Source organism: Paraburkholderia sp. Ac-20336 (assembly GCF_017105025.1).
In the GTDB taxonomy this organism is placed as follows: Bacteria; Pseudomonadota; Gammaproteobacteria; order Burkholderiales; family Burkholderiaceae; genus Paraburkholderia.
The window spans coordinates 24,689-45,921 of the sequence record NZ_JAAGPS010000014.1 but is presented as its reverse complement, the minus strand read 5'-3'; the positions used below and the strand labels follow the sequence as shown (position 1 = coordinate 45,921).

Sequence of the window (21,233 nt, the reverse complement as noted above, 5' to 3'; positions counted from 1 at the left end):
ATCGCCGTCGCCTCAGAAATTCTTCTTCAGGTCCATGCCCTGATAGAGCGATGCGACCTGATCGCCGTAGCCGTTGAACATCAGCGTCTTGCGCTTCGGCGTGAAAAAACCGTCCTCGCCGATGCGCCGTTCGGTCGCCTGGCTCCAGCGCGGATGATCGACGTTCGGATTCACGTTCGAATAAAAGCCGTATTCGTTCGACGCATACGTGTTCCAGCTGGTCGGCGGCTGCTTCTCGACGAAACGGATTTTCACGAGCGACTTCGCGCTCTTGAAGCCGTACTTCCATGGCACCACAACACGCACCGGCGCGCCGTTCTGGTTCGGCAGCACCTGGCCGTAGACGCCCATCGTCAGCAGCGTCAGCGGATGCATCGCTTCGTCCATGCGCAGGCCTTCGGAATAGGGCCAGTCGAGCACGGGTGTCGACAACCCCGGCATCTGCGACGGATCGGCGAGCGTGATGAACTGCACGTACTTCGCGTTGCCGGTCGGCTCGACGCGTTTGATCAGTTCCGACAGCGACACGCCGATCCACGGAATCACCATCGACCAGCCTTCGACGCAACGCAGCCGGTACACGCGTTCCTCGAGCGGCGCGAGCTTCAGCAATTCGTCGATGTCGTACACCTTCGGGTTCTTGATCGCCCCCTCGACGCTCACCTTCCACGGGTGCGGGCGCAGCGTGCCCGCGTTCTGCGCGGGATCGGATTTGTCGGTGCCGAACTCGTAGAAGTTGTTGTAGGTCGTGATGTCCTTGTACGGCGTGATCTTGTCCAGCGCGACGAACTTCGTGTTCGTTTTCGCCGCGAGTTTCTGCGCCTTCGGGTCCGGTGACGAGTACGTCGCAAGTGCCTCTCCGCTCACGCCGATCAGGCTGCCGAGCGCCATCGCGCCCGCCGCCTGCAGAATGCGCCGCCGGTTCTCGAAGACATGCCGCGGCGTGATTTCGCTGCGCGCGATGTCATCGCCGGTCAGTTGAATGCTGTCGCTTCGCTTGATCCACATGGTGCTGCTCCTTGCTGCCCCGCCGCGTCGCGCGCGTCGCAGGGCCGTATTGATGATCGCCCGTTCGGGGGCATCTGTCATCCGCGGTATTGACGCCAATCCCCGCGCCGGTACTGGCGCAGGCACTCGAACGGCAAACGTCTGGATGCAGCGGATATTCCGTCCGCCATGAAAAAACCGCCGGTGACCAGGCACTCGGCGGTTTTTAGTCGGTGCAGCGCGGCCGATCTTACAGCTTGCCGTAACTATGCAAGCCCGACAGGAACATGTTCACGCCGAGGAACGCGAACGTCGTGACCAGCAGGCCGGTCAGCGCCCACCATGCGGCCACCGCGCCGCGCAGGCCTTTCATCAGACGCATATGCAGCCACGCCGCGTAGTTCAGCCAGACGATCAGCGCCCACGTTTCCTTCGGGTCCCAGCTCCAGTAGCCGCCCCACGCTTCGGCGGCCCATAGCGCGCCGAGAATCGTCGCGATCGTGAAGAACGCGAAACCGACCGCGATCGACTTGTACATCACGTCGTCGAGCACCTCGAGCTCGGGCAGACGATCCGCGAGTATGCCGCGTTCCTTCGCCAGATACGCGACGCCGACCATCGCCGACAGCGCGAAGCTGCCGTAGCCGATGAAGTTCGCCGGCACGTGAATCTTCATCCACCAGCTTTGCAGCGCCGGCACGAGCGGCTGGATCTGCTGCGCATCGCGTGCGACCGAATACCACATCAGGAAGCCGACCGCCGCGCTGATTACGAGCAGCACGAATGCGCCGAGCGCACGCGTGTTGTAGTGCTGCTCGTAGTACAGATAGAACAGCGCCGTAATCAGGCTGAACAGCACGAACACTTCATAGAGGTTCGAGATCGGAATATGGCCGACATCCGCGCCGATCAGGTACGACTCGTACCAGCGCACCATCATGCCGACGAAGCCCATCAGCACAGCCGCCCACGTCATTTTCGAGCCGATCGCGGCGCCGGTCGGCGAGCGCGACAGCAGCGCGATCCAGTAGAACACGGTCGCAAATACGAACAGCGCGCTCATCCACAGGATCGCGGACTGGCTCGACAGGAAGTATTTGAGGAAGAACGCGTTGTCGGCGCGGCTCAGATCGCCGTGATAGATCTGGATTGCGAACAGCGACAGCGCGGCGATCCCCACCATCAGCGGACGCACCGGCTTCCAGCGCCAGCCGAGCACGACGAAAACCGGCACCGAGCACACCAGCACCAGTTTGTCGTAGTAGTTCATGAACGGGTGATAGCGCGACAGCGCGAACCCGGCGCCGCCGACGAGCACCAGCGCGAACAGCCAGTCGACGATACCGAGCCGTTTCAGGAACGGCCGTTCGTCGTAGTACGGAAGCTGTTCGGGCGTGCCGCCCGCGAACGCCTTGTCGGCACGCGCGGCGGAAGCGGGAGAAGAAGCGGATGAGGAAACGTGAGTCAAGTCCATGATCTTACCGGGTCGAATCCTGTGAGCTTGGCGCGCCGGCCTGAGCGGACGGGCCGGCGTCGGCTGCTGCGCTGAGTTTCGCGCCCAGTGCGGCGCCTACGGCGTCGCGCGTCTGGACGAACTCCTTTTCGAAGTCGAGCGTCTTGCGCGCACTCGACATCGCCATCACGACGTTCGTGCCGTGCTCGGTATCCTTGAGCCAGAACCACAGACGCCGTTCGCGGACATAGAACATCGAAAAGATGCCCAACACGAGAAGCAGGCTGCCAAGATACACGACTTTTTTGCCAGGCGCGCGCGTCAACTGAAATACCGAAGCTTGCACCTGCTTGAATGAGTCAAGCTGCAAATAGACGGGCGATCCATACAGAAAGCTGTCGGATATCGCGTTGAGCGAACTCTGGATGAAGCGGCTCGAGTCCGCGTTGGCCGGCGCGGCGGGCTCGCCGAGTTGCTGGCGCGACAGTTGCCACAAGTCCCACGTCACGCCTTCGAGCATGCGCAGCAGCAGGCTCGCAGCCTTTTCCTGCTCGCCCTTCGGCACCGAATGGTCGATAAAACCGGCGATCGCCTGGAAACCGCCGGGCGTTTCGCCATTCGGCATCTTCAGGCTGCTGTCGGCGCCCGCAAAAAGGGTCAGCACCCGCAGCGCGCTTTCCTCGAGATGTTGCTGCAGTTCGGCATTCGAGCCCGGCACCGAGCGCTGCGCGAACTGGTGCGCGGCCGTGGCGCGTTTCGCGGGGTCTTCGAGCGTCGCGCGCAGGCCCATCCACTCCTTGAGCGTGCCGCCGCTGTCGGCCGGAATGCGCAGGTAGCGGAACGGGTCGTCGGGGTTCAGGCGCATGCCGGCGAGGAACATCTTTTCGCCGTTCACGTCGACCGGCAGCATGTAATTGTTGTACTCGCGCGCCTGGCCATCCTTGCCGCGAATCTTGTACTGCACCGACGGGCCGACGTTGTGCAGATCGAGCGGCTTCGAGGTCTTCGCGCCGGAGCCGAGGCGCTCGTCGAACGCTTCCTTCAGCGAGTGATGCGCGGCGACGCCGCGCGCGTCGTTCTGGCCGCTGCCGTTCGAGATGTTTTCGACGTTGATCGCGCGGAAGTCGGTGAACTCGACGGTCTGCCCGTCAGCGAGCGGCGTGGCCGTGCTCAGCGGCGCGCTGCCGCCGATCGTGCCGCCGAACGGCGCGGTCTTCGCGCTCGGACCCGACATCGGGTAGGCGGTCATCTGCATTTGCGAGCCGCCGTCCTGGAAGCTCGACTGGTAAATCGACACGCCGTCGTATTCGAACGGCTTGTTGACCTCGACGCGCGCCGGCACGCGCGCGCCGGTCTTGTGATCGATCACGACGATGTCGCTTGCGAACAGCTTCGGCATGCCGGTCGAGTAGTAATCGACGATGAACTTGTTCAGCTCGATCGAAAACGGCAGGTCCTGGATCAGCGAGCCGTTGGGCTGGTTCAGGATCGCCGTCGACACGTGCTGCCCTTCGGGGACCCACGCGTAGCCGCGGAACGTCGGGTTCGATTGCGACAGCCGATGCTCGGGCGGAATCTCGTTGATGACCGTGTTCGAGTTGATCGGCGACTTGTCGAACAGCCACATCTGCAGCTTGATCGGCAGGTTGCTGTCGAGCAGGCCGCCGAGGCAGATCACGACGATCGCGAGGTGCGCGGAAATGTAGCCGAACTTCGTCAGCGCGCCGCGCTTCGCGGCGATCAGCGTCGCGCCTTCCGACTCGCGCGTGACGAACTTGTAGCCGAGCTTCGCCGAGAGCCTGGCGAGCACCGCCGAGGTCTGCGCGCGCGTGCCGTGCACCGCGAACTCGCCCTTGTGATGAAACGCACGCAGGCTGCCTTCGCGGACCTTGTCCTTCCAGCTCTTCGCGTCGGCGAGCATCTTCGGCGCATTGCGGATCACGCACAGCGACACCGACACCATCAGGAAGCCGAGAATCAGCATGAACCACCACGAGCTGTACACCGTGTAAAGGCTCAGCGCGCGGAAGATGTCCGCCCAGAACGGGCCGAACTGGTTGACGTAGTTGGGATACGGATCGTCCTGCGTGAGGACGGTGCCGATGATGCTAGCGATCGACAGAATCACGAGCAGTGCAATGGCGAAACGCATCGAGCTCAGAAGCTCGACGGTACTGCGCAAGACGCGATTGCTCGACTTCGACTGCAGACCCGACGTGGTGACGCTCATTCAAACTCCGACTGAACAGCAAAAAAGGGTGCAGGGCTATCGTAGAGACGACACCCTCACCCTTTTCTTGTTTTTACCGGCCTCGCCGAGCCGGTTGCATTCCGCGTGCGGATTCCTAATGCAAGCCCGCGATGTAATCGGCGACGGCCTTGATCTCGTTGTCCGACAAACGCGATGCTATCGCATGCATCGCGTCGTTGTTATTACGCGCGCCCGGCCCTTGGGCAAACGCGGTCAACTGCGCCACCGAGTACTCGGCCCACTGTCCCGACAAATGCGGGAACTGCGACGGGATGCCTTGACCGGTGGGACCATGGCAGCTTGCGCAGGCCGGCACGCCCCGGTCGGCGATGCCGCCGCGATAAATCTGCTGACCGAGTGCGACAGTGTTCTTGTTATGCGCATAGCCGGGCTTCGGCGTCTGCGTCGAGAAGTAGGCAGCGACGTTGACCATGTCCTGATCGGACAGCGCCGCAGCCATGCCCGCCATGATCGCATTGTTGCGCGCGGGCTGCCTGGCGCCCGGCTGCGTCTTGAAATCTCTGAGCTGCTTGACGAGATACTCAGGATGCTGGCCCGCCAGCTTCGGATAGGCACCACCGGCGCTGTTGCCGTCTGCCCCGTGGCATGACGCGCAGACCTGCATGGCGATTGCCTGCCCCCGATTGACGTCCGGTTTCGCCGGATCTGCTGCTCGTGCCTGAATTGCCAAACCTGAAAGACCTGCCGCTACGTGAAGCACCATCAGAGTCTTGCACAGTCGATTCATTCGCACACCCTGTCTCGTCTTGTGGGATTTTAGAGGTTCTGCAAAGTACGACGACGGCGACCGAGTGACCGCCAGGAGCCCCCAAGGCACGTGGGGCGGCCCCCTCAGGTTTTCAGTAAACCATCGTATTGTACAATAACTCGCTAATCGCTTAGACGCCAGTCGGGCTTGACCCCGTTCCCGCTGCGAGTTCCGCGGCGTCTTCCATCTGGCTTCCACCATGCCCTTCCTGCTCCACGAATCCCGTTTCTTCACTACCGTCAATCATCTGCGCGATCTGCCCGCAACCGCGCAGCCCGAAATCGCTTTTGCCGGACGCTCGAACGCGGGCAAATCGACCGCGATCAATGTGCTCTGCAATCAGAAGCGGCTCGCGTTCGCGAGTAAGACGCCCGGCCGCACGCAGCACATCAACTATTTTTCGGTGGGCAAGGTGGACGAACTGACGGGCTATCTCGTCGACCTGCCCGGCTACGGCTATGCGGAAGTGCCGGGGGCGGCGAAGGCGCACTGGGAAGCGCTGCTGTCCACCTATCTGCAATCGCGCTCGCAGTTGCGCGGCATGATCCTGATGATGGACTCGCGCCGGCCGCTGACGGAGCTGGACCGGCGCATGATCGAGTGGTTCGCGCCGACCGGCAAGCCGATCCACACGCTGCTGACCAAATGCGACAAATTGACGCGCCAGGAAAGCACGAACGCGTTGCGCACCGCCCAGAAGGGATTGGCCGAATACCGCGCCGCCGGCTATCGCGGTGAACTGAGCGCGCAACTGTTCTCGGCGCTCAAGCGCACCGGGCTCGATGAGGCGCATGCGCTGATCGAAAGCTGGCTGATTCCCGAGGCGGCGGCCGATACGCAGACCGCCGAATGAATGCCAACCGGCACCGGAAACCATGAAATGGCGGCTAAGACCGCACTTTCCGGCCGCCCATAAAAAAACCCGCCGCTTGAACGGCGGGTTAAACAGCCTAATCGAAAAAACGACAGGCACCCGCTCAGGGAGGAGAAGCGGGGAGGTCAGCGCAAGGCGCCTTGCTCGATCGGTATGATATACCATTGTCTCGAAAAGTTTCCGGGAGCGGAGGCAGGCGCTACGTGTCCACTCCACCCATCCACGATCCTCGATTCGATATGAGCTTCTATCCTCACCACCGTCCGCGCCGCATGCGCCATGACGACTTCTCGCGTCGCATGATGCGCGAAAACATCCTCACCACCAACGATCTGATCTACCCCGTCTTCATCGTCGAAGGCACGAATGTGCGTCAGGCCGTGCCGTCGATGCCGGGCGTCGAGCGTGTATCGGTCGACCTGCTGATGGGCGTCGCCGAGCAATGCGTCGAGCTGGGCGTGCCGGTCCTGTCGCTGTTTCCCGCGATCGAGCCGTCGCTGAAGACGCCCGATGGCCGCGAGGCGGCCAACCCTGCCGGCCTGATTCCGCGCGCCGTCCGCGAGCTGAAAAAGAATTTCCCCGATCTCGGCGTGCTCACCGACGTCGCACTCGATCCGTACACGAGTCACGGCCAGGACGGCGTGCTCGACGAAGCCGGCTATGTGATCAACGACGATACCGTCGAGATCCTCGTCGAACAGGCGCGCGCGCAGGCTGAGGCCGGCGTCGACATCGTCGCGCCGTCGGACATGATGGACGGCCGCATCGGCGCGATCCGCGAGATGCTCGAGAGCGAGAACCACATCCACACGCGCATCATGGCTTACGCGGCGAAGTACGCTTCGGCGTTCTACGGCCCGTTCCGCGACGCCGTCGGTTCGGCGACGAACCTCGGCAAGAGCAACAAGATGACGTACCAGATGGACCCGGCCAATTCGAACGAGGCGCTGCGCGAAGTGCAGGCGGACATCAACGAAGGCGCGGATATGGTGATGGTCAAACCGGGCATGCCGTATCTCGACATCGTGCGCCGCGTGAAGGACGAGTTCCAGTTCCCGACCTACGTGTATCAGGTAAGCGGCGAATACGCGATGCTGAAGGCCGCCGCGCAGAACGGCTGGCTCGATCACGACAAGGTGATGATGGAATCGCTGCTCGCGTTCAAGCGGGCTGGTGCGGACGGCGTGCTGACGTATTTCGCGCTCGATGCCGCGCGAATTTTGCGTTCGCAGAAGTAGGCCGCAGCGCGCAGTAGCTTGAGCGCGATTTAGCGCTCGCCTGCTGGTTGATGCAACGAAGAACGGCGGCAGACCGCGTGGTCGAGCCGCCGTTTTTTATGCAGGTCTTCTTCAGGCGATGCGGCGCAGGAGCGCCACCTGCGGCACACCCCACTACACGCCGGCCGGCTTCACCCGATCCAGCGTGCGAAGAAATTTATCCGCCGACTCGTAGCCGACAACCCGCAGTACTTCCTTGCCGCCCGGGTCGAAGAAAATGATGCCCGGCGGCCCGAACAGATCGAAGCGCTTGAGCAGCGCCTGATCGTCGGTATTGTTCGCGGTGACATCGGCGCGCAGCAGCTTCATCTGCTTCAGTTTTGCCTGGACGCGCGGGTCGCTGAAGGTGAACTTCTCCATTTCCTTGCAGCTCACACACCAGTCCGCGTAGAAATCGAGCATGGCGGGCTGTGCGGCGGTTTTGACGGCCTGGTCGAGTTGATCCGACGAACGTACCGGCGCGAACGTCAAATCGCTCTGTGGCGCCGCACCAGTGGAATCGGGCCCATTGGCGGCCGTTGCCTCGACGCCGCCGCGCGCCGCGAGGACCGCGAGCGGCCGCAGTGGGTCCGACGATCCCGCCGCCAGACCGACCAGCAATGTCGCCGCCCATACGGCCATCACCACCCCGACCGCGCGGCCGAGCCGGCGCCATACCGATCCGCCGGCGATCGGCGCTGAAAAAAGCCCGAGCGCGGCCGCCGCGATCAGCAGCCAGAGTGCGCTCAACAGCATGGTCGCTGCCGCGCCCAGCACCGGCCAAACGATCCACAGCGCGGCAGCGAGCAGCACGACGCCGAAGAACACCTTCACGCCGTCCATCCACGCACCCGCGCGCGGCAGGAACGTGCCTGCGCCGAGACCGAGGATCAGCAGCGGCACGCCGAGCCCGATACCCATCGAGAACAGCGCGGCACCGCCGAGCACGGCGTTGCCGGTATGCGCGATAAACGCGAGCACGGCAAAGAGCGGAGCAGTCATGCACGCGCCGACCACCAGCGCGGAAAGCGCACCCATCACAGCGACAGCGGTAAATTTGCCGCCCGAGCGTCCCGCCGACGCGCTCGACATGCGATCCCGCCAGCGCGCCGGCAGTTCGATGTCGACACCGGAGATCAACAGCAGCGCGAAAATCGTCAGCAACACGCCGAACGCGCCGAGCACCCACGGGTTCTGCAACCACGCGCCGAGACTCTGCCCAACGAGTGCCGCCGCGACGCCGAGCGCGGTGTACACGAGCGCCATGCCGACCACATAGGCGAGCGACAGCGCGAAACCGCGTCCACGCGTGACTCGTGCGCCTTCACCGATGATGATCGCCGACAGGATAGGGATCATCGGATACGAACACGGCAACAGGCTCAGAATCGCGCCGGCCACGAAATACAGCCCGACGATCGCGAAGAAGCCGCCGCGCTGCAGCAGCGACTGGGCATAGTCGGCGCTGGTGGCGCGCTCATACCAGGGCTCGTCGTCCGCCGTGGATTGCTGGGTGGCCACGGCGGGCGCCCCGCTGCCAGCAGGCTGCAAAGCCGCGCCGCTCACGTGATACACGCGCTCCATCGGCGGATAACAAATGCCGGCGTCGGCACAACCTTGCGACGTCACCGCCAGATCGAATGGGCCCGTGGCCTGTTTGACCGGAATGCGGATCGTCAACTCGTTGCGATAGGTTTCGACGTTCTTGTTGAACGTCTGATCGAACTTGACGTGACCCGCCGGCAATTGCGGCTCACCGAGCGTGACCGTGCCGTTTCGGGTCGCGAATGCAAAGCGCTCGCGGTACATGTAGTAGCCGTCCGCGATCTTGTATGTCACGTCGACTTCGCCGGGCTGCTCGGTCGCGCTGAATTTGAATGCGACGGCGGGGTCGAGAAAGTCGTCTGCGGCACGGGCAGGCATGGCGAATTGCGCGAGCATCGCGCAGCCGAGCAGGAAGAATACGACGCGCAGGACATCTCGCGCACGTCGGTCGAGACCGTTAAACATGGAGAGTACGTTGGGTTTCAGCAGTGATCCACTGGCCGTACGCGGCCGATGCCGTCGCTTGCCAGCAAAGGATCTCCGGCGTGTCGTAGGGATGGTGAGCCTGGATGTACTGCTCGAGTTCGGGCGCGCGTGCCAGGCTGGTCTTGAACAGCAACTGGATTTCCTCGGCAGTCTCGACTGCACCCTGCCAGTGATAACTCGACTGCACGCTGCCGAGTTGCGTCACGCACGCACAAAGACGGGCGGCGAGCGCCTCCGCAGCGAGCTTCTGAGCGACGGCCGCATCCGGCACAGTCGTCAGCATCAAGGTCACATTCACACTCACAAAAAACTCCGGCGACGCGCGATTCAGACCCATATCGTATCACCGGGTCCTTCCGCCCCGCAGATCGCTGCCCGCTGCATTTGGCCGCTGCCGAGGCGCTGTTTGCGTGTGGCGATCAGGAGTCAGGCGTGGAAAACAAAAAAGCCAGGCTAGGTGCCTGGCTTTTTCTCGAAGCTAAAAAAGCTTATTCAGCTTCTTGCACTTCAACTTCTTCAACTTCCGGACGGTCGAGCAGTTCGACCAGTGCCATCGGTGCGTTATCGCCAACGCGGAAGCCGAACTTCAGGACGCGCAGGTAGCCGCCCGGACGATTTGCGTAGCGCGGACCGAGCACGTCGAACAGCTTCGTGACCGAGTCACGATCGCGCAGGCGGTTGAACGCGAGACGACGGTTTGCCAGCGACGGCTTCTTGCCGAGCGTGATCAGCGGCTCGACGACTTTACGGAGTTCTTTTGCTTTCGGCAGCGTGGTCTTGATGACTTCGTGCTCGATCAGCGAGTTGGACATGTTACGGAGCATTGCCAGACGGTGGCTGCTCGTGCGGTTCAGTTTCCGCAGACCATGACGGTGACGCATGTTAATTCCTTCAGTTCAAAGTTTTGGTCCAGCTCTTCTATCGCGCTCGTTTCGCTGCATCGACATGCAGGCGGTGAGAGTGCACGGGCCGGTAGTGAAAAAAGACAAGACGCGGATTTTAAAGGAAAATCCGCGTCTTTGCCAGTACAGTACAGCGGAACGACTCGCGGGCTACACCCGAAATTACTTGTCGAGACCAGCCGGCGGCCAGTTTTCGAGCTTCATACCGAGCGTCAGACCACGCGACGCCAGAACTTCCTTGATTTCGTTCAGCGACTTGCGGCCAAGGTTCGGCGTCTTGAGCAGCTCGTTTTCCGTGCGCTGGATCAGGTCGCCGATATAGTAGATGTTCTCGGCCTTCAGGCAGTTCGCGGAACGAACTGTCAGTTCGAGGTCATCGACCGGACGCAGCAGGATCGGATCGATCTGCGGTGCGCGCGACGGCGCTTCAGCCGCAGCTTCCGTACCTTCCAGAGCCGCGAACACCGACAGTTGATCGACCAGAATGCGAGCCGATTGACGGATCGCTTCTTCCGGCGAAATCACACCGTTGGTTTCGATGTTCATCACGAGCTTGTCGAGGTCGGTGCGCTGCTCAACGCGAGCGCTTTCGACCGCGTAGCTCACGCGGCGAACCGGCGAGAACGACGCGTCCAGCACGATACGGCCGATGATCTTGGCCGACTCTTCGCCGTAACGACGCACGTTGCCCGGCACATAGCCGCGGCCCTTTTCGACCTTGATCTGCACGTCGAGCTTGCCGCCCTTCGACAGGTGCGCAATCACGTGATCCGGGTTGATGACTTCGCAATCGTGTGCGAGTTCGATATCGCCGGCAGTGACCACGCCTTCGCCTTCCTTGCGCAGCGTAACCGTCACTTCGTCACGGTTATGCAGCTTGAAGACGACACCCTTCAGGTTCAACAACAGGTTGACCACATCCTCTTGCACACCGTCGAGCGTCGAATACTCATGCACGACGCCTGCGATCGTCACTTCGGTCGGCGCGTAGCCCACCATCGACGACAACAGTACGCGCCGAAGCGCGTTACCCAAGGTGTGGCCATAACCGCGTTCAAACGGTTCCATGACCACTTTCGCGTGGCTCTCGCCAAGCGATTCAACTGCGATGATCTTGGGCTTCAACAAACTGGTTTGCATAGGTTTTCCTTTTCAATACCCTCGGCTCGTTACACCGATAAGGCTGACCGGTAACAACCTGAAAATAAACAGCCGAGACGGCCCCTTGCACAACGCAATCGGGCCGCCCCGGCAGTCAATCCGATTACCGCGAATACAATTCGACGATCAGGCTTTCGTTGATGTCGCCAGCGATGTCGCTGCGTTCCGGCTTCTGCTTGAAGGTACCTTCAAACTTCTTCGCGTCGACCGCGACCCAGCTCGGCATACCGCCTTGCTCAGCGAGCGACAGGGCTTCGATGATACGAGCCTGCTTGCGCTTCTGTTCGCGCACGGCGACGATGTCGCCAGCCTTCACTTGCATCGACGGGATGTTCGTCACGACGCCGTTCACTGTGATCGCCTTGTGGCCCACGAGCTGACGTGCTTCAGCGCGCGTCGAGCCGAAACCCATGCGATACACGACGTTGTCCAGACGCGACTCGAGCAGTTGCAGCAGGTTTTCACCCGTGTTGCCCTTCAGGCGATCTGCTTCAGCGAAGTAGCGGCGGAACTGGCGCTCGAGCACACCGTAAATGCGCTTCACTTTTTGCTTTTCGCGAAGCTGCGTGCCGTAGTCGGACGTACGTGCGCCCGAGGTGCGGCCGTGCTGACCAGGCTTGCTGTCAAGCTTGCACTTGTCGGCGAGCGAGCGGCGGGCGCTCTTCAGGAAGAGGTCGGTGCCTTCACGGCGGGACAGCTTGGCCTTAGGGCCGATATAACGTGCCACGTTGATTCCTTCTGTGAATAATCACGCGAGTGTATCCACTCACGCTAGTCCGAACCCTTTGGGTCGAACGGTGGGCTTAGTCAATTCAGTAACGCGCGCAGCCCGCCACCGCGCAAAGCGGCAACAGGCGCTCGCAAAAACCAGCGTCTTAGATACGACGACGCTTCGGCGGACGGCAGCCGTTGTGCGGGACCGGCGTCACGTCGGAGATCGCGGTGATCTTGATACCAAGACCATGCAGCGCGCGCACCGCCGATTCACGGCCAGGACCAGGGCCCTTGATCCGCACTTCGAGGTTCTTCACGCCGTATTCCATCGCCACGCGGCCAGCCGATTCAGCTGCAACCTGAGCTGCAAACGGGGTCGACTTACGCGAACCCTTGAAGCCCTGACCACCCGACGTTGCCCAAGCAAGCGCGTTGCCTTGACGGTCGGTGATCGTGATGATGGTGTTGTTGAACGACGCGTGAACGTGAACCACGCCCTCGGCGACGTTCTTCTTGACCTTCTTGCGAACGCGTTGCGCCGCGGAGTTGTTCGAAGCCTTAGCCATTACGTTTTCCTGTAACTGTCAGTTCCGCTTACTTCTTCAGCGACTGCGCTGCACGACGCGGACCCTTGCGCGTACGGGCATTCGTACGCGTACGCTGGCCGCGCAGGGGAAGACCCTTACGATGCCGCACGCCACGATAGCAGCCGAGATCCATCAAGCGCTTGATGTTCATCGTCGTTTCACGACGCAGATCACCTTCGACGATGAACTTGCCGACTTCTTCACGCAGCTTTTCGAGGTCTGCGTCGTTCAGGTCTTTGACCTTCTTCGAAAATGCCACACCAGCAGCGACGCAAATGTCGCGCGAGCGCGTGCGGCCGATACCGTAAATAGCCGTCAGGCCGATTTCGGTATGCTGGTGATTCGGGATGTTAACCCCTGCGATACGAGCCATTGTTTTTCCTCAAACAAAAAGCGCAAGCAAAAGCGCGGCGTTCAGCCTTGACGCTGTTTGTGGCGCGGATCAGAGCTGCAAATCACGCGCACAACGCCTTTGCGCTTGATGATCTTGCAATTGCGGCAAATGCGCTTAACCGATGCCATCACTTTCATGATATTACCCTTTTTTCAAATCACTTCGCCCGGAACACGATCCGCGCACGCGACAGATCGTAAGGCGTCAATTCAACCGTCACCTTGTCGCCCGGCAGAATTCGGATGTAATGCATCCGCATCTTGCCGGATATGTGTCCCAATACGACATGGCCGTTTTCCAGCTTCACCCTGAAGGTAGCGTTAGGCAGGTTCTCGATTACTTCGCCCTGCATCTGGATAACATCGTCTTTGGCCATAAGTCCTTTCAACGCATCGGGACGCCGCCGCCTTTGAAATTAGCTTTCTTCAGCAGCGATTCATACTGTTGCGACATAACGTACGACTGCACCTGCGCCATGAAATCCATTGTGACGACGACAATGATCAGCAGCGACGTTCCACCAAAATAAAACGGCACGTTCCAGCGCAGCACCAGAAATTCGGGCAGCAGGCAAACGAACACGATGTAGATCGCACCGGCCAGCGTCAGACGCGTGAGGATGCGGTCGATATATCGCGCTGTCTGATCGCCCGGGCGGATGCCTGGGACGAAAGCGCCACTCTTTTTCAGGTTGTCGGCCGTTTCTCTGCTGTTGAACACCAGTGCGGTGTAGAAGAAACAGAAGAAGACGATCGCCAACGCGTACAGCAACACGTACACGGGTTGACCAGGCTTCAAGGCCTCGGCCACGTTGTGCAACGTGTCTGCGAACCAGCTGGTGCGCGAACCCGAACTGAACCAGTTCAGGATGGTTGCCGGGAAGAGAATGATCGACGATGCGAAGATCGGCGGAATCACACCCGACATGTTCAGCTTCAGCGGCAAATGCGAAGACTGGCCACCGTAAATCTTGTTGCCCACTTGGCGTTTCGCGTAATTCACAAGAATCTTGCGCTGGCCGCGTTCGATGAACACCACCAGATACGTCACAGCGGCAATCAGCGCGACGACGATAATCGCCGAGATGATGCTCATCGAGCCGGTTCGCACCAGTTCAAAGAGACCACCGATTGCGTTCGGGAAACCGGCCGCAATACCACCGAAAATGATGATCGAGATACCGTTGCCAAGCCCGCGCTCCGTGATCTGCTCACCCAGCCACATCAGGAACATCGTGCCGGTCACCAGCGTTACGACCGTCGTCAACCGGAACACCATCCCCGGATCGATCACGAGGCCCGGCTGATTTTCCAGCGCGACGGCAATGCCGAACGCCTGAAAGGTCGCCAGCACAACCGTGAAGACCCGCGTGTACTGCGTAATCTTCCGTTGGCCTGCCTGCCCTTCCTTTTTCAACGCCTCGAGCTGCGGCGAGACAATCGCCAGCAACTGCATGATGATCGACGCCGAAATGTACGGCATGATCCCCAGCGCGAAAATCGTGAACCGCGAAAGTGCGCCACCCGAGAACATGTTGAACATGCCAAGGATGCCGCCCGACTGGCTTTGGAACAGCTTCGCCAGTTGGTCCGGGTCGATACCCGGCACCGGAATGTGCGCGCCGATACGATAGACGACCAGCGCCAGCAGCAGGAACACTGCTCGCCGACGCAGATCGCCAAACTTCGCCGCGCTGCGACCGGGTTTTGCGAGACTCGGGCTGTTAGCCAAGTACCTTCTCCGATGCAAATGCTAGTGCCGGCAAATAACTTGCGCGTTACTCGGCAAACGAGCCACCGGCTGCTTCGATAGCAGCGCGTGCGCTCTTCGTCGCACCCAGACCCTTCACAACGACCTTGCGCTTGAGCTCGCCCGTTGCAATGATCTTGGCGCTACGGATCAGCTCGCCGACCAAGCCGGCTTGCTTGAGAGCCAGCAGATCGATTTCGTCGACCGGCAGCTTCTCGATATCCGAGAGACGCACTTCACCGACGAATTCCTTCGTCAGCGAGGTGAAGCCACGCTTCGGCAGGCGACGTTGCAGCGGCATTTGACCGCCTTCGAAGCCAACCTTGTGAAAGCCGCCCGAACGCGACTTCTGACCCTTGTGACCACGGCCAGCGGTCTTGCCGAGGCCGGAGCCGATGCCGCGGCCAACGCGACGCTTTGCATGCTTCGCGCCTTCAGCCGGCTTCAGGTTATTCAATTCCATTATCAACTCCTTGAGTCCTGGTCAGCCGCTTAGCTGATGACCTTAACGAGGTACGAAACCTTGTTGATCATGCCGCGCACAGCCGGCGTATCCTGCAACTCGCTAACCGAGTTGAGTCGGCGCAGGCCCAGACCACGCACCGTTGCACGGTGCGATTCGCGGGTGCCGATCAGGCTCTTGACGAGCTGGACCTTGACAGTTTTATCAGACATGGTGTCCACCTTTAGCCCAGAATTTCTTCGACGGACTTGCCACGCTTCGCAGCGATGTCGGCCGGCGTGGACTGCTTGCGCAGGCCGTCGAGCGTCGCACGAACGAGGTTGTACGGATTCGTCGAACCGTGGCTCTTGGCCACGACGTTCTGCACGCCCATCACGTCGAACACTGCACGCATCGGACCGCCAGCGATCACACCGGTACCGTCCTTCGCCGGAGCGAGGAGGACCATCGATGCGCCGTGCTTACCGTGCACTTCGTGTTGCAGGGTACCGTTCTTCAGCGGCACCTTGAACATGTTGCGGCGGGCCTGCTCCATCGCCTTCTGGACAGCAACCGGCACTTCCTTCGCCTTGCCCTTGCCCATACCGACGCGACCATCACCGTCGCCAACCACGGTCAGTGCAGCGAAGCCGAGAATACGGCCCCCCTTCACGACCTTGGTCACGCGGTTGACCGAGATCATCTTTTCACGAAGGCCGTCGTCGCGTTCGTCAGCCTGAACTTTAGCTTGCATCTTTGCCATGACGAATTCTTCCCTTAGAACTTGAGTCCGGCTTCGCGCGCCGCATCAGCCAGCGCTTTCACGCGGCCGTGGTAACGGAAACCCGAACGGTCGAAGGCGACGGATTCGATGCCGGCAGCCTTAGCCTTTTCTGCAATGCGCTTGCCGATCAGGGTCGCAGCAGCAACGTTGCCGCCCTTGCCCGATTGATCAGCCAGTTGCGCACGCACTTCGGCTTCGAGCGTCGACGCGCTGGCGAGCACCTTGGTGCCGCACGGCGAGAACACTTGTGCGTAGATGTGCGTGTTCGTGCGATGCACGGCGAGACGCGCGACCTGCAGCTCAGCGATCTTGATACGCGTCTGACGAGCGCGGCGCAGGCGAGATTGAGTCTTATCCATGATTGCGCACCCTTACTTCTTCTTCGTTTCTTTGAGGATCACAACCTCGTCGGCGTAACGCACGCCCTTGCCCTTGTAGGGCTCCGGCGGACGGTAGCCGCGCACTTCTGCCGCGACTTGACCGACTTGTTGCTTGTTGATCCCCTTGATCACGATTTCGGTTTGCGACGGGGTTTCTGCCTTGACGCCAGCCGGCATCTGGTGCACCACCGGGTGCGAGAAACCCAGCGACAGATTCAGCTTGTCGCCTTGCGCCTGCGCGCGGTAACCAACGCCAACCAGCGTCAGCTTGCGCTCGAAACCCTTCGTCACGCCGTGCACCATGTTCGCCACCAGTGCGCGCATCGTGCCCGACATCGCATTCGCTTCGCGGCTTTCGTCGACCGGCTCGAACTTCAGCGTGCCGTTGTCGTTCACCACCTTCACGAGGCTGTTTGCAGCCTGCGAAATCGTACCCAGCGGACCCTTGACAGTGATGCTGTCGGCGCTCAGGGCCGCTTCCGCGCCTTGCAGCGCGATCGGGCTCTTACCTACTCGAGACATGTTTCTCTCCTTTCGGCCTTAAGCGACGTAGCAGATGACTTCGCCGCCAACGCCCGTTGCACGTGCCTTGCGGTCCGTCATCACGCCCTTCGGCGTCGACACGATTGCGACACCGAGACCATTCATGACCACGGGGATGTCGTTGCGGCCGCGGTACACACGCAGACCCGGCTTCGAAACGCGTTCAATGCGCTCGATGACCGGACGGCCAGCGTAATACTTCAACACGATGTTCAATTCCGACTTCGCACCTTCGGACTTCACCGCGAAATCGTCGATATAACCTTCGTCCTTCAGGACCTGCGCAATCGCAACCTTGACTTTCGACGAGGGCATAGTCACCGAAACCTTCTCGACCATCTGCGCATTGCGGATGCGAGTCAGCATATCGGCGATAGGATCACTCATGCTCATTTATGTTTCTCCTATTACCAGCTCGCCTTGGTCAGGCCAGGGATCTCGCCGCGGAACGCGATTTCACGAATCTTGTTACGCGCCAGCCCGAATTTACGGAACGTGCCGCGCGGACGACCGGTAATTGCGCAACGGTTGCGCTTACGAGTCGGATTGGAGTTACGCGGCAGTTGCTGCAGTTCCAGACGTGCTGCGTAATGCTCTTCGTCCGACTTGCTCATATCGCTAATGATCGCCTTCAACTCTGCACGCTTGGGAGCGTACTTAGCTGCGAGACGAGCACGCTTCTTTTCACGTTCGATCAGTGCCAGTTTAGCCACGGTAACCTCAGTTTCTGAACGGGAACTTGAAGCTGGCGAGCAGAGCCTTTGCTTCATCGTCAGTCTTCGCAGTCGTCGTGATGCTGATGTTCAGCCCACGCAGTGCGTCGATCTTGTCGTAGTCGATTTCGGGGAAAATAATCTGCTCTTTCACACCGATGTTGTAGTTGCCGCGACCATCGAACGCCTTACCCGACACGCCACGGAAGTCGCGCACACGGGGGAGCGCAACCGTCACGAAACGGTCGAGGAATTCGTACATTGCCTGGCCACGCAGCGTGACCATTGCACCGATCGGATAGCCCTGACGGATCTTGAAGCCAGCGATTGCCTTACGCGCCTTCGTGATCACCGGCTTCTGACCAGCGATCTTCGTCAGATCGCCAACGGCGTTTTCGATGATCTTCTTGTCAGCGATCGCTTCGCCAAGGCCCATGTTCAGGGTGATCTTGGTGATGCGCGGCACTTCCATCACGGACTTGTAACCGAACTTCTCGATGAGGCCGGGTACAACCTTCTCTTTGTAAAACTCTTGCAAACGAGCCATTTTTTACTCCGCAGCGTCAGGCGCTCAGCACGGCACCGGTCGTCTTCAGGAAACGGACTTTCTTGTCTCCTTCGACCTTGATGCCTACACGCGATGGCTTGCCATTCGCGTCGACCAATGCGACGTTCGAAATTTGCAGCGGCATCGTCTTGGCTTCCACGCCGCCCGTCGTACCCTTCATCGGGTTCGGCTTGACGTGCTTCTTGACGAGGTTGATACCCTCGACAGTCACGGTTTCGCCGTGAACGGCCAGCACAACGCCACGCTTGCCTTTGTCTTTGCCGGTAATGACGATAACTTCGTCACCCTTGCGAATCTTGTTCATCGCGACTCCTTACAGCACTTCAGGCGCCAGCGAAACGATCTTCATGAATCGTTCGCTGCGCAACTCGCGCGTGACAGGCCCAAAAATACGGGTGCCAATAGGTTCGAGCTTGGTATTCAGCAGCACTGCGGCATTGCCGTCGAACTTGATCAGCGAGCCATCCTGACGGCGCACGCCCTTGGCGGTGCGAACCACCACGGCGTTGTAAATTTCGCCTTTCTTCACGCGCCCGCGCGGCGTTGCCTCTTTGACAGTCACCTTGATGATGTCGCCAATACTGGCATAACGACGCTTCGAGCCGCCGAGCACCTTGATGCACATGACTTCACGTGCACCCGTGTTGTCGGCTACTTCAAGCCGAGTTTCGGTCTGGATCATGGTTTATCTTTCCCAACTTAATCCGGTTACACCACCATGGTGCTTCCCGGTCAGTCTTGGTCCCGTCAGCCAATCGGCTGCTTGGGTTAGAACAGCAGCGACGGCAAACGAAACCCGCCATCGCAATCCGGTGAATCCTTCGATACAGGCTGGCGCCCGAACCGCTTCCCCCACCAACTTCGCCCGCGACGGGGCTCCCATAAAGAGGGAAGACCGAGATTATATCAAATAATCCCGGTCTTGCAAGCGAAACTTACTGCGATTTCAACTACTTCTACAGCTTTGCGACATTAGATGACGCGAGCAGCCTCGACCAGGCGAGCCACAACCCAAGCCTTCGTCTTCGAAATCGGACGAGTTTCCTGGATTTCAACCAGGTCGCCCTCGTTGTACGTGTTCGCATCGTCATGCGCGTGGTACTTCTTCGAACGCACGACGTACTTGCCGTAGATCGGGTGCTTCACGCGGTGTTCGACCAGCACGGTAACCGTCTTGTCCATCTTGTTGCTGACGACCTTGCCGACCAGCGTCCGCTTGAGCGAGGTTTTTACGCTATCGTTCATTTCTGGTTCGCCTTCTCAGTCAGGACGGTCCGCACACGTGCGATGTCGCGACGGACCTTCTTCAGCTGGCTCGTGTTCGTGAGCTGCTGGGTCGCGAGTTGCATGCGCAGGCCGAATTGCGCCTTCAGCAGGTCCGACAGCTCCTTGTTGAGCGCGGCCTGATCTTTCTGGTGAAGTTCGGAAGCCTTCATCATTTGCTCCTTAGGCGCCGAGCTGACGCACGATAAACGTCGTCTTCAGCGGCAGCTTCGCTGCAGCCAGACGGAACGCTTCGCGCGCCAGTTCTTCGGTTACGCCGTCCATTTCGTACAGCATCTTGCCCGGTTGAATCTCAGCGACGTAGTACTCCGGGTTACCCTTACCGTTACCCATACGCACTTCAGCCGGCTTGGTCGAGATCGGCTTGTCCGGGAAAATGCGGATCCAGATGCGGCCACCGCGCTTGATGTGACGCGTCATTGCACGACGCGCCGCTTCGATCTGGCGCGCGGTCAGACGGCCACGACCGACAGCCTTCAGGCCGAATTCACCGAACGACACCGCGTTGCCGCGGGTAGCAACGCCGGTGTTACGACCTTTCTGCTCTTTGCGATACTTTCTGCGTTTCGGTTGCAGCATCGTTATTCTCCAGTCTTCCCGTCGCCGGCACCGCCAGCACGACGGGGAGCGCCACGGCGTGCACCTGCCGGGCCACCACCTTCACCATCACGACGCGGACGGCGATCACCACCCGGACGTGCGTTGCGGCGCGGACGCTTTTCTTCGGTGACTTCTTCGACCACCGGTGCGTCGTTGCGGCCGAGCGTGTCGCCCTTGTAGACCCACACCTTCACGCCGATGATGCCGTACGTCGTCTTTGCTTCCGACGTCGCGTAGTCAATATCGGCACGCAGCGTATGAAGCGGCACGCGACCTTCGCGATACCATTCCGTACGGGCGATTTCGATACCGTTCAGACGGCCAGCGCTCATGATCTTGATGCCTTGAGCACCCAGACGCATCGCGTTCTGCATCGCACGCTTCATCGCGCGGCGGAACATGATCCGGCGCTCGAGCTGCTGCGTGATCGAATCAGCAATCAGTTGCGCGTCGGTTTCCGGCTTGCGGATTTCTTCGATGTTGACGTGAACCGGAACGCCCATGCGCTTTTGCAGCTCGGACTTCAGCAGTTCGATGTCCTCGCCCTTCTTGCCGATCACGACACCCGGACGCGAGCTGAAAATCGTGATACGCGCGTTCTTTGCAGGACGCTCGATCACCACGCGGCCGACGGACGCGTTCTTCAGCTTCTTCTTCAGGTATTCACGAACACCGATGTCTTCCTGCAACATCGCCGCGAAATTGTTGTTGTTCGCGTACCAACGCGAAGCCCAATTGCGGCTGACGGCCAAACGGAAGCCAGTCGGATGAATTTTCTGTCCCATCGTATG

Annotated in this window: 30 protein-coding genes; 2 read left to right on the top strand and 28 right to left on the bottom strand. The window is 60.4% G+C overall.

Going from position 1 to position 21,233, the window contains the following annotated elements:
- Positions 1 to 12: 12 nt before the first annotated feature.
- The 4 genes from msrP to GXB81_RS08000 form a co-directional block, all read right to left on the bottom strand.
- The gene (gene msrP / locus GXB81_RS08015) at positions 13 to 1,008 is read right to left on the bottom strand and encodes a protein-methionine-sulfoxide reductase catalytic subunit MsrP (protein ID WP_167045468.1); all 996 of its coding nucleotides are present in this window, start codon (positions 1,006 to 1,008) and stop codon (positions 13 to 15) included.
- Between the two features lie 229 nt (positions 1,009 to 1,237).
- Positions 1,238 to 2,461 carry a c-type cytochrome biogenesis protein CcsB gene (gene ccsB, locus GXB81_RS08010; RefSeq protein ID WP_167045465.1) on the bottom strand — a complete coding sequence of 408 codons (1,224 nt, stop codon included), beginning with the start codon at positions 2,459 to 2,461 and terminating at the stop codon, positions 1,238 to 1,240.
- Positions 2,462 to 2,465: 4 nt separating this feature from the next.
- Positions 2,466 to 4,670, bottom strand: coding sequence for a cytochrome c biogenesis protein ResB (locus GXB81_RS08005; protein WP_205988790.1), 2,205 nt, complete (start codon positions 4,668 to 4,670; stop codon positions 2,466 to 2,468).
- Positions 4,671 to 4,785: 115 nt separating this feature from the next.
- The gene (locus tag GXB81_RS08000) at positions 4,786 to 5,439 is read right to left on the bottom strand and encodes a c-type cytochrome (protein WP_167045459.1); all 654 of its coding nucleotides are present in this window, start codon (positions 5,437 to 5,439) and stop codon (positions 4,786 to 4,788) included.
- Positions 5,440 to 5,659: 220 nt separating this feature from the next.
- Between GXB81_RS08000 and yihA the strand changes: the two genes are divergently transcribed.
- Together yihA and hemB are read left to right on the top strand one after the other, a co-directional pair.
- The gene (yihA, locus tag GXB81_RS07995) at positions 5,660 to 6,313 is read left to right on the top strand and encodes a ribosome biogenesis GTP-binding protein YihA/YsxC (protein ID WP_167045456.1); all 654 of its coding nucleotides are present in this window, start codon (positions 5,660 to 5,662) and stop codon (positions 6,311 to 6,313) included.
- Positions 6,314 to 6,573: 260 nt separating this feature from the next.
- Positions 6,574 to 7,572, top strand: coding sequence for a porphobilinogen synthase (gene hemB / locus GXB81_RS07990; RefSeq protein ID WP_167045453.1), 999 nt, complete (start codon positions 6,574 to 6,576; stop codon positions 7,570 to 7,572).
- 153 nt (positions 7,573 to 7,725) lie between these two features.
- Here the strand turns inward: hemB and dsbD are convergent, their stop codons facing one another.
- The 24 genes from dsbD to rpsC form a co-directional block, all read right to left on the bottom strand.
- The gene (gene dsbD / locus GXB81_RS07985) at positions 7,726 to 9,600 is read right to left on the bottom strand and encodes a protein-disulfide reductase DsbD (RefSeq protein WP_205988789.1); all 1,875 of its coding nucleotides are present in this window, start codon (positions 9,598 to 9,600) and stop codon (positions 7,726 to 7,728) included.
- Positions 9,593 to 9,919, bottom strand: coding sequence for a divalent-cation tolerance protein CutA (cutA, locus tag GXB81_RS07980; RefSeq protein WP_205988803.1), 327 nt, complete (start codon positions 9,917 to 9,919; stop codon positions 9,593 to 9,595). The genes dsbD and cutA overlap by 8 nt, the downstream gene beginning before the upstream one ends.
- A gap of 190 nt (positions 9,920 to 10,109) precedes the next feature.
- Positions 10,110 to 10,502, bottom strand: a complete 393-nt coding sequence (gene rplQ / locus GXB81_RS07975; protein ID WP_013589828.1) for a 50S ribosomal protein L17 — start codon at positions 10,500 to 10,502, stop codon at positions 10,110 to 10,112.
- Between the two features lie 183 nt (positions 10,503 to 10,685).
- Positions 10,686 to 11,663 carry a DNA-directed RNA polymerase subunit alpha gene (gene rpoA, locus GXB81_RS07970; protein WP_007730697.1) on the bottom strand — a complete coding sequence of 326 codons (978 nt, stop codon included), beginning with the start codon at positions 11,661 to 11,663 and terminating at the stop codon, positions 10,686 to 10,688.
- Between the two features lie 124 nt (positions 11,664 to 11,787).
- Positions 11,788 to 12,411 carry a 30S ribosomal protein S4 gene (rpsD, locus tag GXB81_RS07965; RefSeq protein ID WP_167045447.1) on the bottom strand — a complete coding sequence of 208 codons (624 nt, stop codon included), beginning with the start codon at positions 12,409 to 12,411 and terminating at the stop codon, positions 11,788 to 11,790.
- Between the two features lie 148 nt (positions 12,412 to 12,559).
- Positions 12,560 to 12,964: a 30S ribosomal protein S11 gene (gene rpsK, locus GXB81_RS07960; RefSeq protein WP_006052224.1), complete on the bottom strand. Its 405-nt coding sequence runs from the start codon at positions 12,962 to 12,964 to the stop codon at positions 12,560 to 12,562.
- 28 nt (positions 12,965 to 12,992) lie between these two features.
- Positions 12,993 to 13,358, bottom strand: coding sequence for a 30S ribosomal protein S13 (gene rpsM / locus GXB81_RS07955; protein ID WP_006052223.1), 366 nt, complete (start codon positions 13,356 to 13,358; stop codon positions 12,993 to 12,995).
- 41 nt (positions 13,359 to 13,399) lie between these two features.
- On the bottom strand, positions 13,400 to 13,516 hold the full coding sequence (gene rpmJ / locus GXB81_RS07950) for a 50S ribosomal protein L36 (protein WP_004199844.1): 117 nt from the start codon (positions 13,514 to 13,516) through the stop codon (positions 13,400 to 13,402).
- A 20-nt stretch (positions 13,517 to 13,536) separates the two neighbouring features.
- Positions 13,537 to 13,755: a translation initiation factor IF-1 gene (gene infA / locus GXB81_RS07945; RefSeq protein ID WP_004521905.1), complete on the bottom strand. Its 219-nt coding sequence runs from the start codon at positions 13,753 to 13,755 to the stop codon at positions 13,537 to 13,539.
- 8 nt (positions 13,756 to 13,763) lie between these two features.
- The gene (secY, locus tag GXB81_RS07940; protein WP_008923333.1) at positions 13,764 to 15,110 is read right to left on the bottom strand and encodes a preprotein translocase subunit SecY; all 1,347 of its coding nucleotides are present in this window, start codon (positions 15,108 to 15,110) and stop codon (positions 13,764 to 13,766) included.
- 46 nt (positions 15,111 to 15,156) lie between these two features.
- The gene (rplO, locus tag GXB81_RS07935; RefSeq protein ID WP_008923334.1) at positions 15,157 to 15,591 is read right to left on the bottom strand and encodes a 50S ribosomal protein L15; all 435 of its coding nucleotides are present in this window, start codon (positions 15,589 to 15,591) and stop codon (positions 15,157 to 15,159) included.
- Between the two features lie 29 nt (positions 15,592 to 15,620).
- Positions 15,621 to 15,803 carry a 50S ribosomal protein L30 gene (gene rpmD / locus GXB81_RS07930; protein WP_008923335.1) on the bottom strand — a complete coding sequence of 61 codons (183 nt, stop codon included), beginning with the start codon at positions 15,801 to 15,803 and terminating at the stop codon, positions 15,621 to 15,623.
- An 11-nt stretch (positions 15,804 to 15,814) separates the two neighbouring features.
- Complete coding sequence (rpsE, locus tag GXB81_RS07925) at positions 15,815 to 16,333, bottom strand: 30S ribosomal protein S5 (RefSeq protein ID WP_167045433.1); 519 nt, start codon at positions 16,331 to 16,333, stop codon at positions 15,815 to 15,817.
- 14 nt (positions 16,334 to 16,347) lie between these two features.
- Positions 16,348 to 16,713: a 50S ribosomal protein L18 gene (rplR, locus tag GXB81_RS07920; RefSeq protein ID WP_008923336.1), complete on the bottom strand. Its 366-nt coding sequence runs from the start codon at positions 16,711 to 16,713 to the stop codon at positions 16,348 to 16,350.
- Positions 16,714 to 16,725: 12 nt separating this feature from the next.
- On the bottom strand, positions 16,726 to 17,256 hold the full coding sequence (rplF, locus tag GXB81_RS07915; RefSeq protein WP_167045430.1) for a 50S ribosomal protein L6: 531 nt from the start codon (positions 17,254 to 17,256) through the stop codon (positions 16,726 to 16,728).
- Between the two features lie 18 nt (positions 17,257 to 17,274).
- The gene (gene rpsH, locus GXB81_RS07910; protein WP_006052216.1) at positions 17,275 to 17,670 is read right to left on the bottom strand and encodes a 30S ribosomal protein S8; all 396 of its coding nucleotides are present in this window, start codon (positions 17,668 to 17,670) and stop codon (positions 17,275 to 17,277) included.
- Positions 17,671 to 17,684: 14 nt separating this feature from the next.
- Positions 17,685 to 17,990 (bottom strand): 30S ribosomal protein S14, encoded by a 306-nt coding sequence (gene rpsN, locus GXB81_RS07905; RefSeq protein ID WP_013340737.1) that lies wholly within the window; start codon positions 17,988 to 17,990, stop codon positions 17,685 to 17,687.
- A 7-nt stretch (positions 17,991 to 17,997) separates the two neighbouring features.
- Positions 17,998 to 18,537 (bottom strand): 50S ribosomal protein L5, encoded by a 540-nt coding sequence (gene rplE / locus GXB81_RS07900; RefSeq protein WP_085489231.1) that lies wholly within the window; start codon positions 18,535 to 18,537, stop codon positions 17,998 to 18,000.
- 16 nt (positions 18,538 to 18,553) lie between these two features.
- Complete coding sequence (gene rplX / locus GXB81_RS07895; protein ID WP_008923340.1) at positions 18,554 to 18,862, bottom strand: 50S ribosomal protein L24; 309 nt, start codon at positions 18,860 to 18,862, stop codon at positions 18,554 to 18,556.
- 9 nt (positions 18,863 to 18,871) lie between these two features.
- Positions 18,872 to 19,240: a 50S ribosomal protein L14 gene (gene rplN, locus GXB81_RS07890; protein ID WP_006998478.1), complete on the bottom strand. Its 369-nt coding sequence runs from the start codon at positions 19,238 to 19,240 to the stop codon at positions 18,872 to 18,874.
- Positions 19,241 to 19,530: 290 nt separating this feature from the next.
- On the bottom strand, positions 19,531 to 19,803 hold the full coding sequence (gene rpsQ, locus GXB81_RS07885; protein ID WP_007180129.1) for a 30S ribosomal protein S17: 273 nt from the start codon (positions 19,801 to 19,803) through the stop codon (positions 19,531 to 19,533).
- Positions 19,800 to 19,994 carry a 50S ribosomal protein L29 gene (gene rpmC, locus GXB81_RS07880; RefSeq protein ID WP_007180130.1) on the bottom strand — a complete coding sequence of 65 codons (195 nt, stop codon included), beginning with the start codon at positions 19,992 to 19,994 and terminating at the stop codon, positions 19,800 to 19,802. The genes rpsQ and rpmC overlap by 4 nt, the downstream gene beginning before the upstream one ends.
- 10 nt (positions 19,995 to 20,004) lie before the next feature.
- Entirely contained in the window at positions 20,005 to 20,421 is a 417-nt protein-coding gene (gene rplP / locus GXB81_RS07875; RefSeq protein ID WP_008923342.1) for a 50S ribosomal protein L16, read from the bottom strand.
- Between the two features lie 2 nt (positions 20,422 to 20,423).
- Positions 20,424 to 21,227, bottom strand: a complete 804-nt coding sequence (gene rpsC / locus GXB81_RS07870) for a 30S ribosomal protein S3 (protein ID WP_167045427.1) — start codon at positions 21,225 to 21,227, stop codon at positions 20,424 to 20,426.
- Between the last annotated feature and the right edge of the window lie 6 nt (positions 21,228 to 21,233).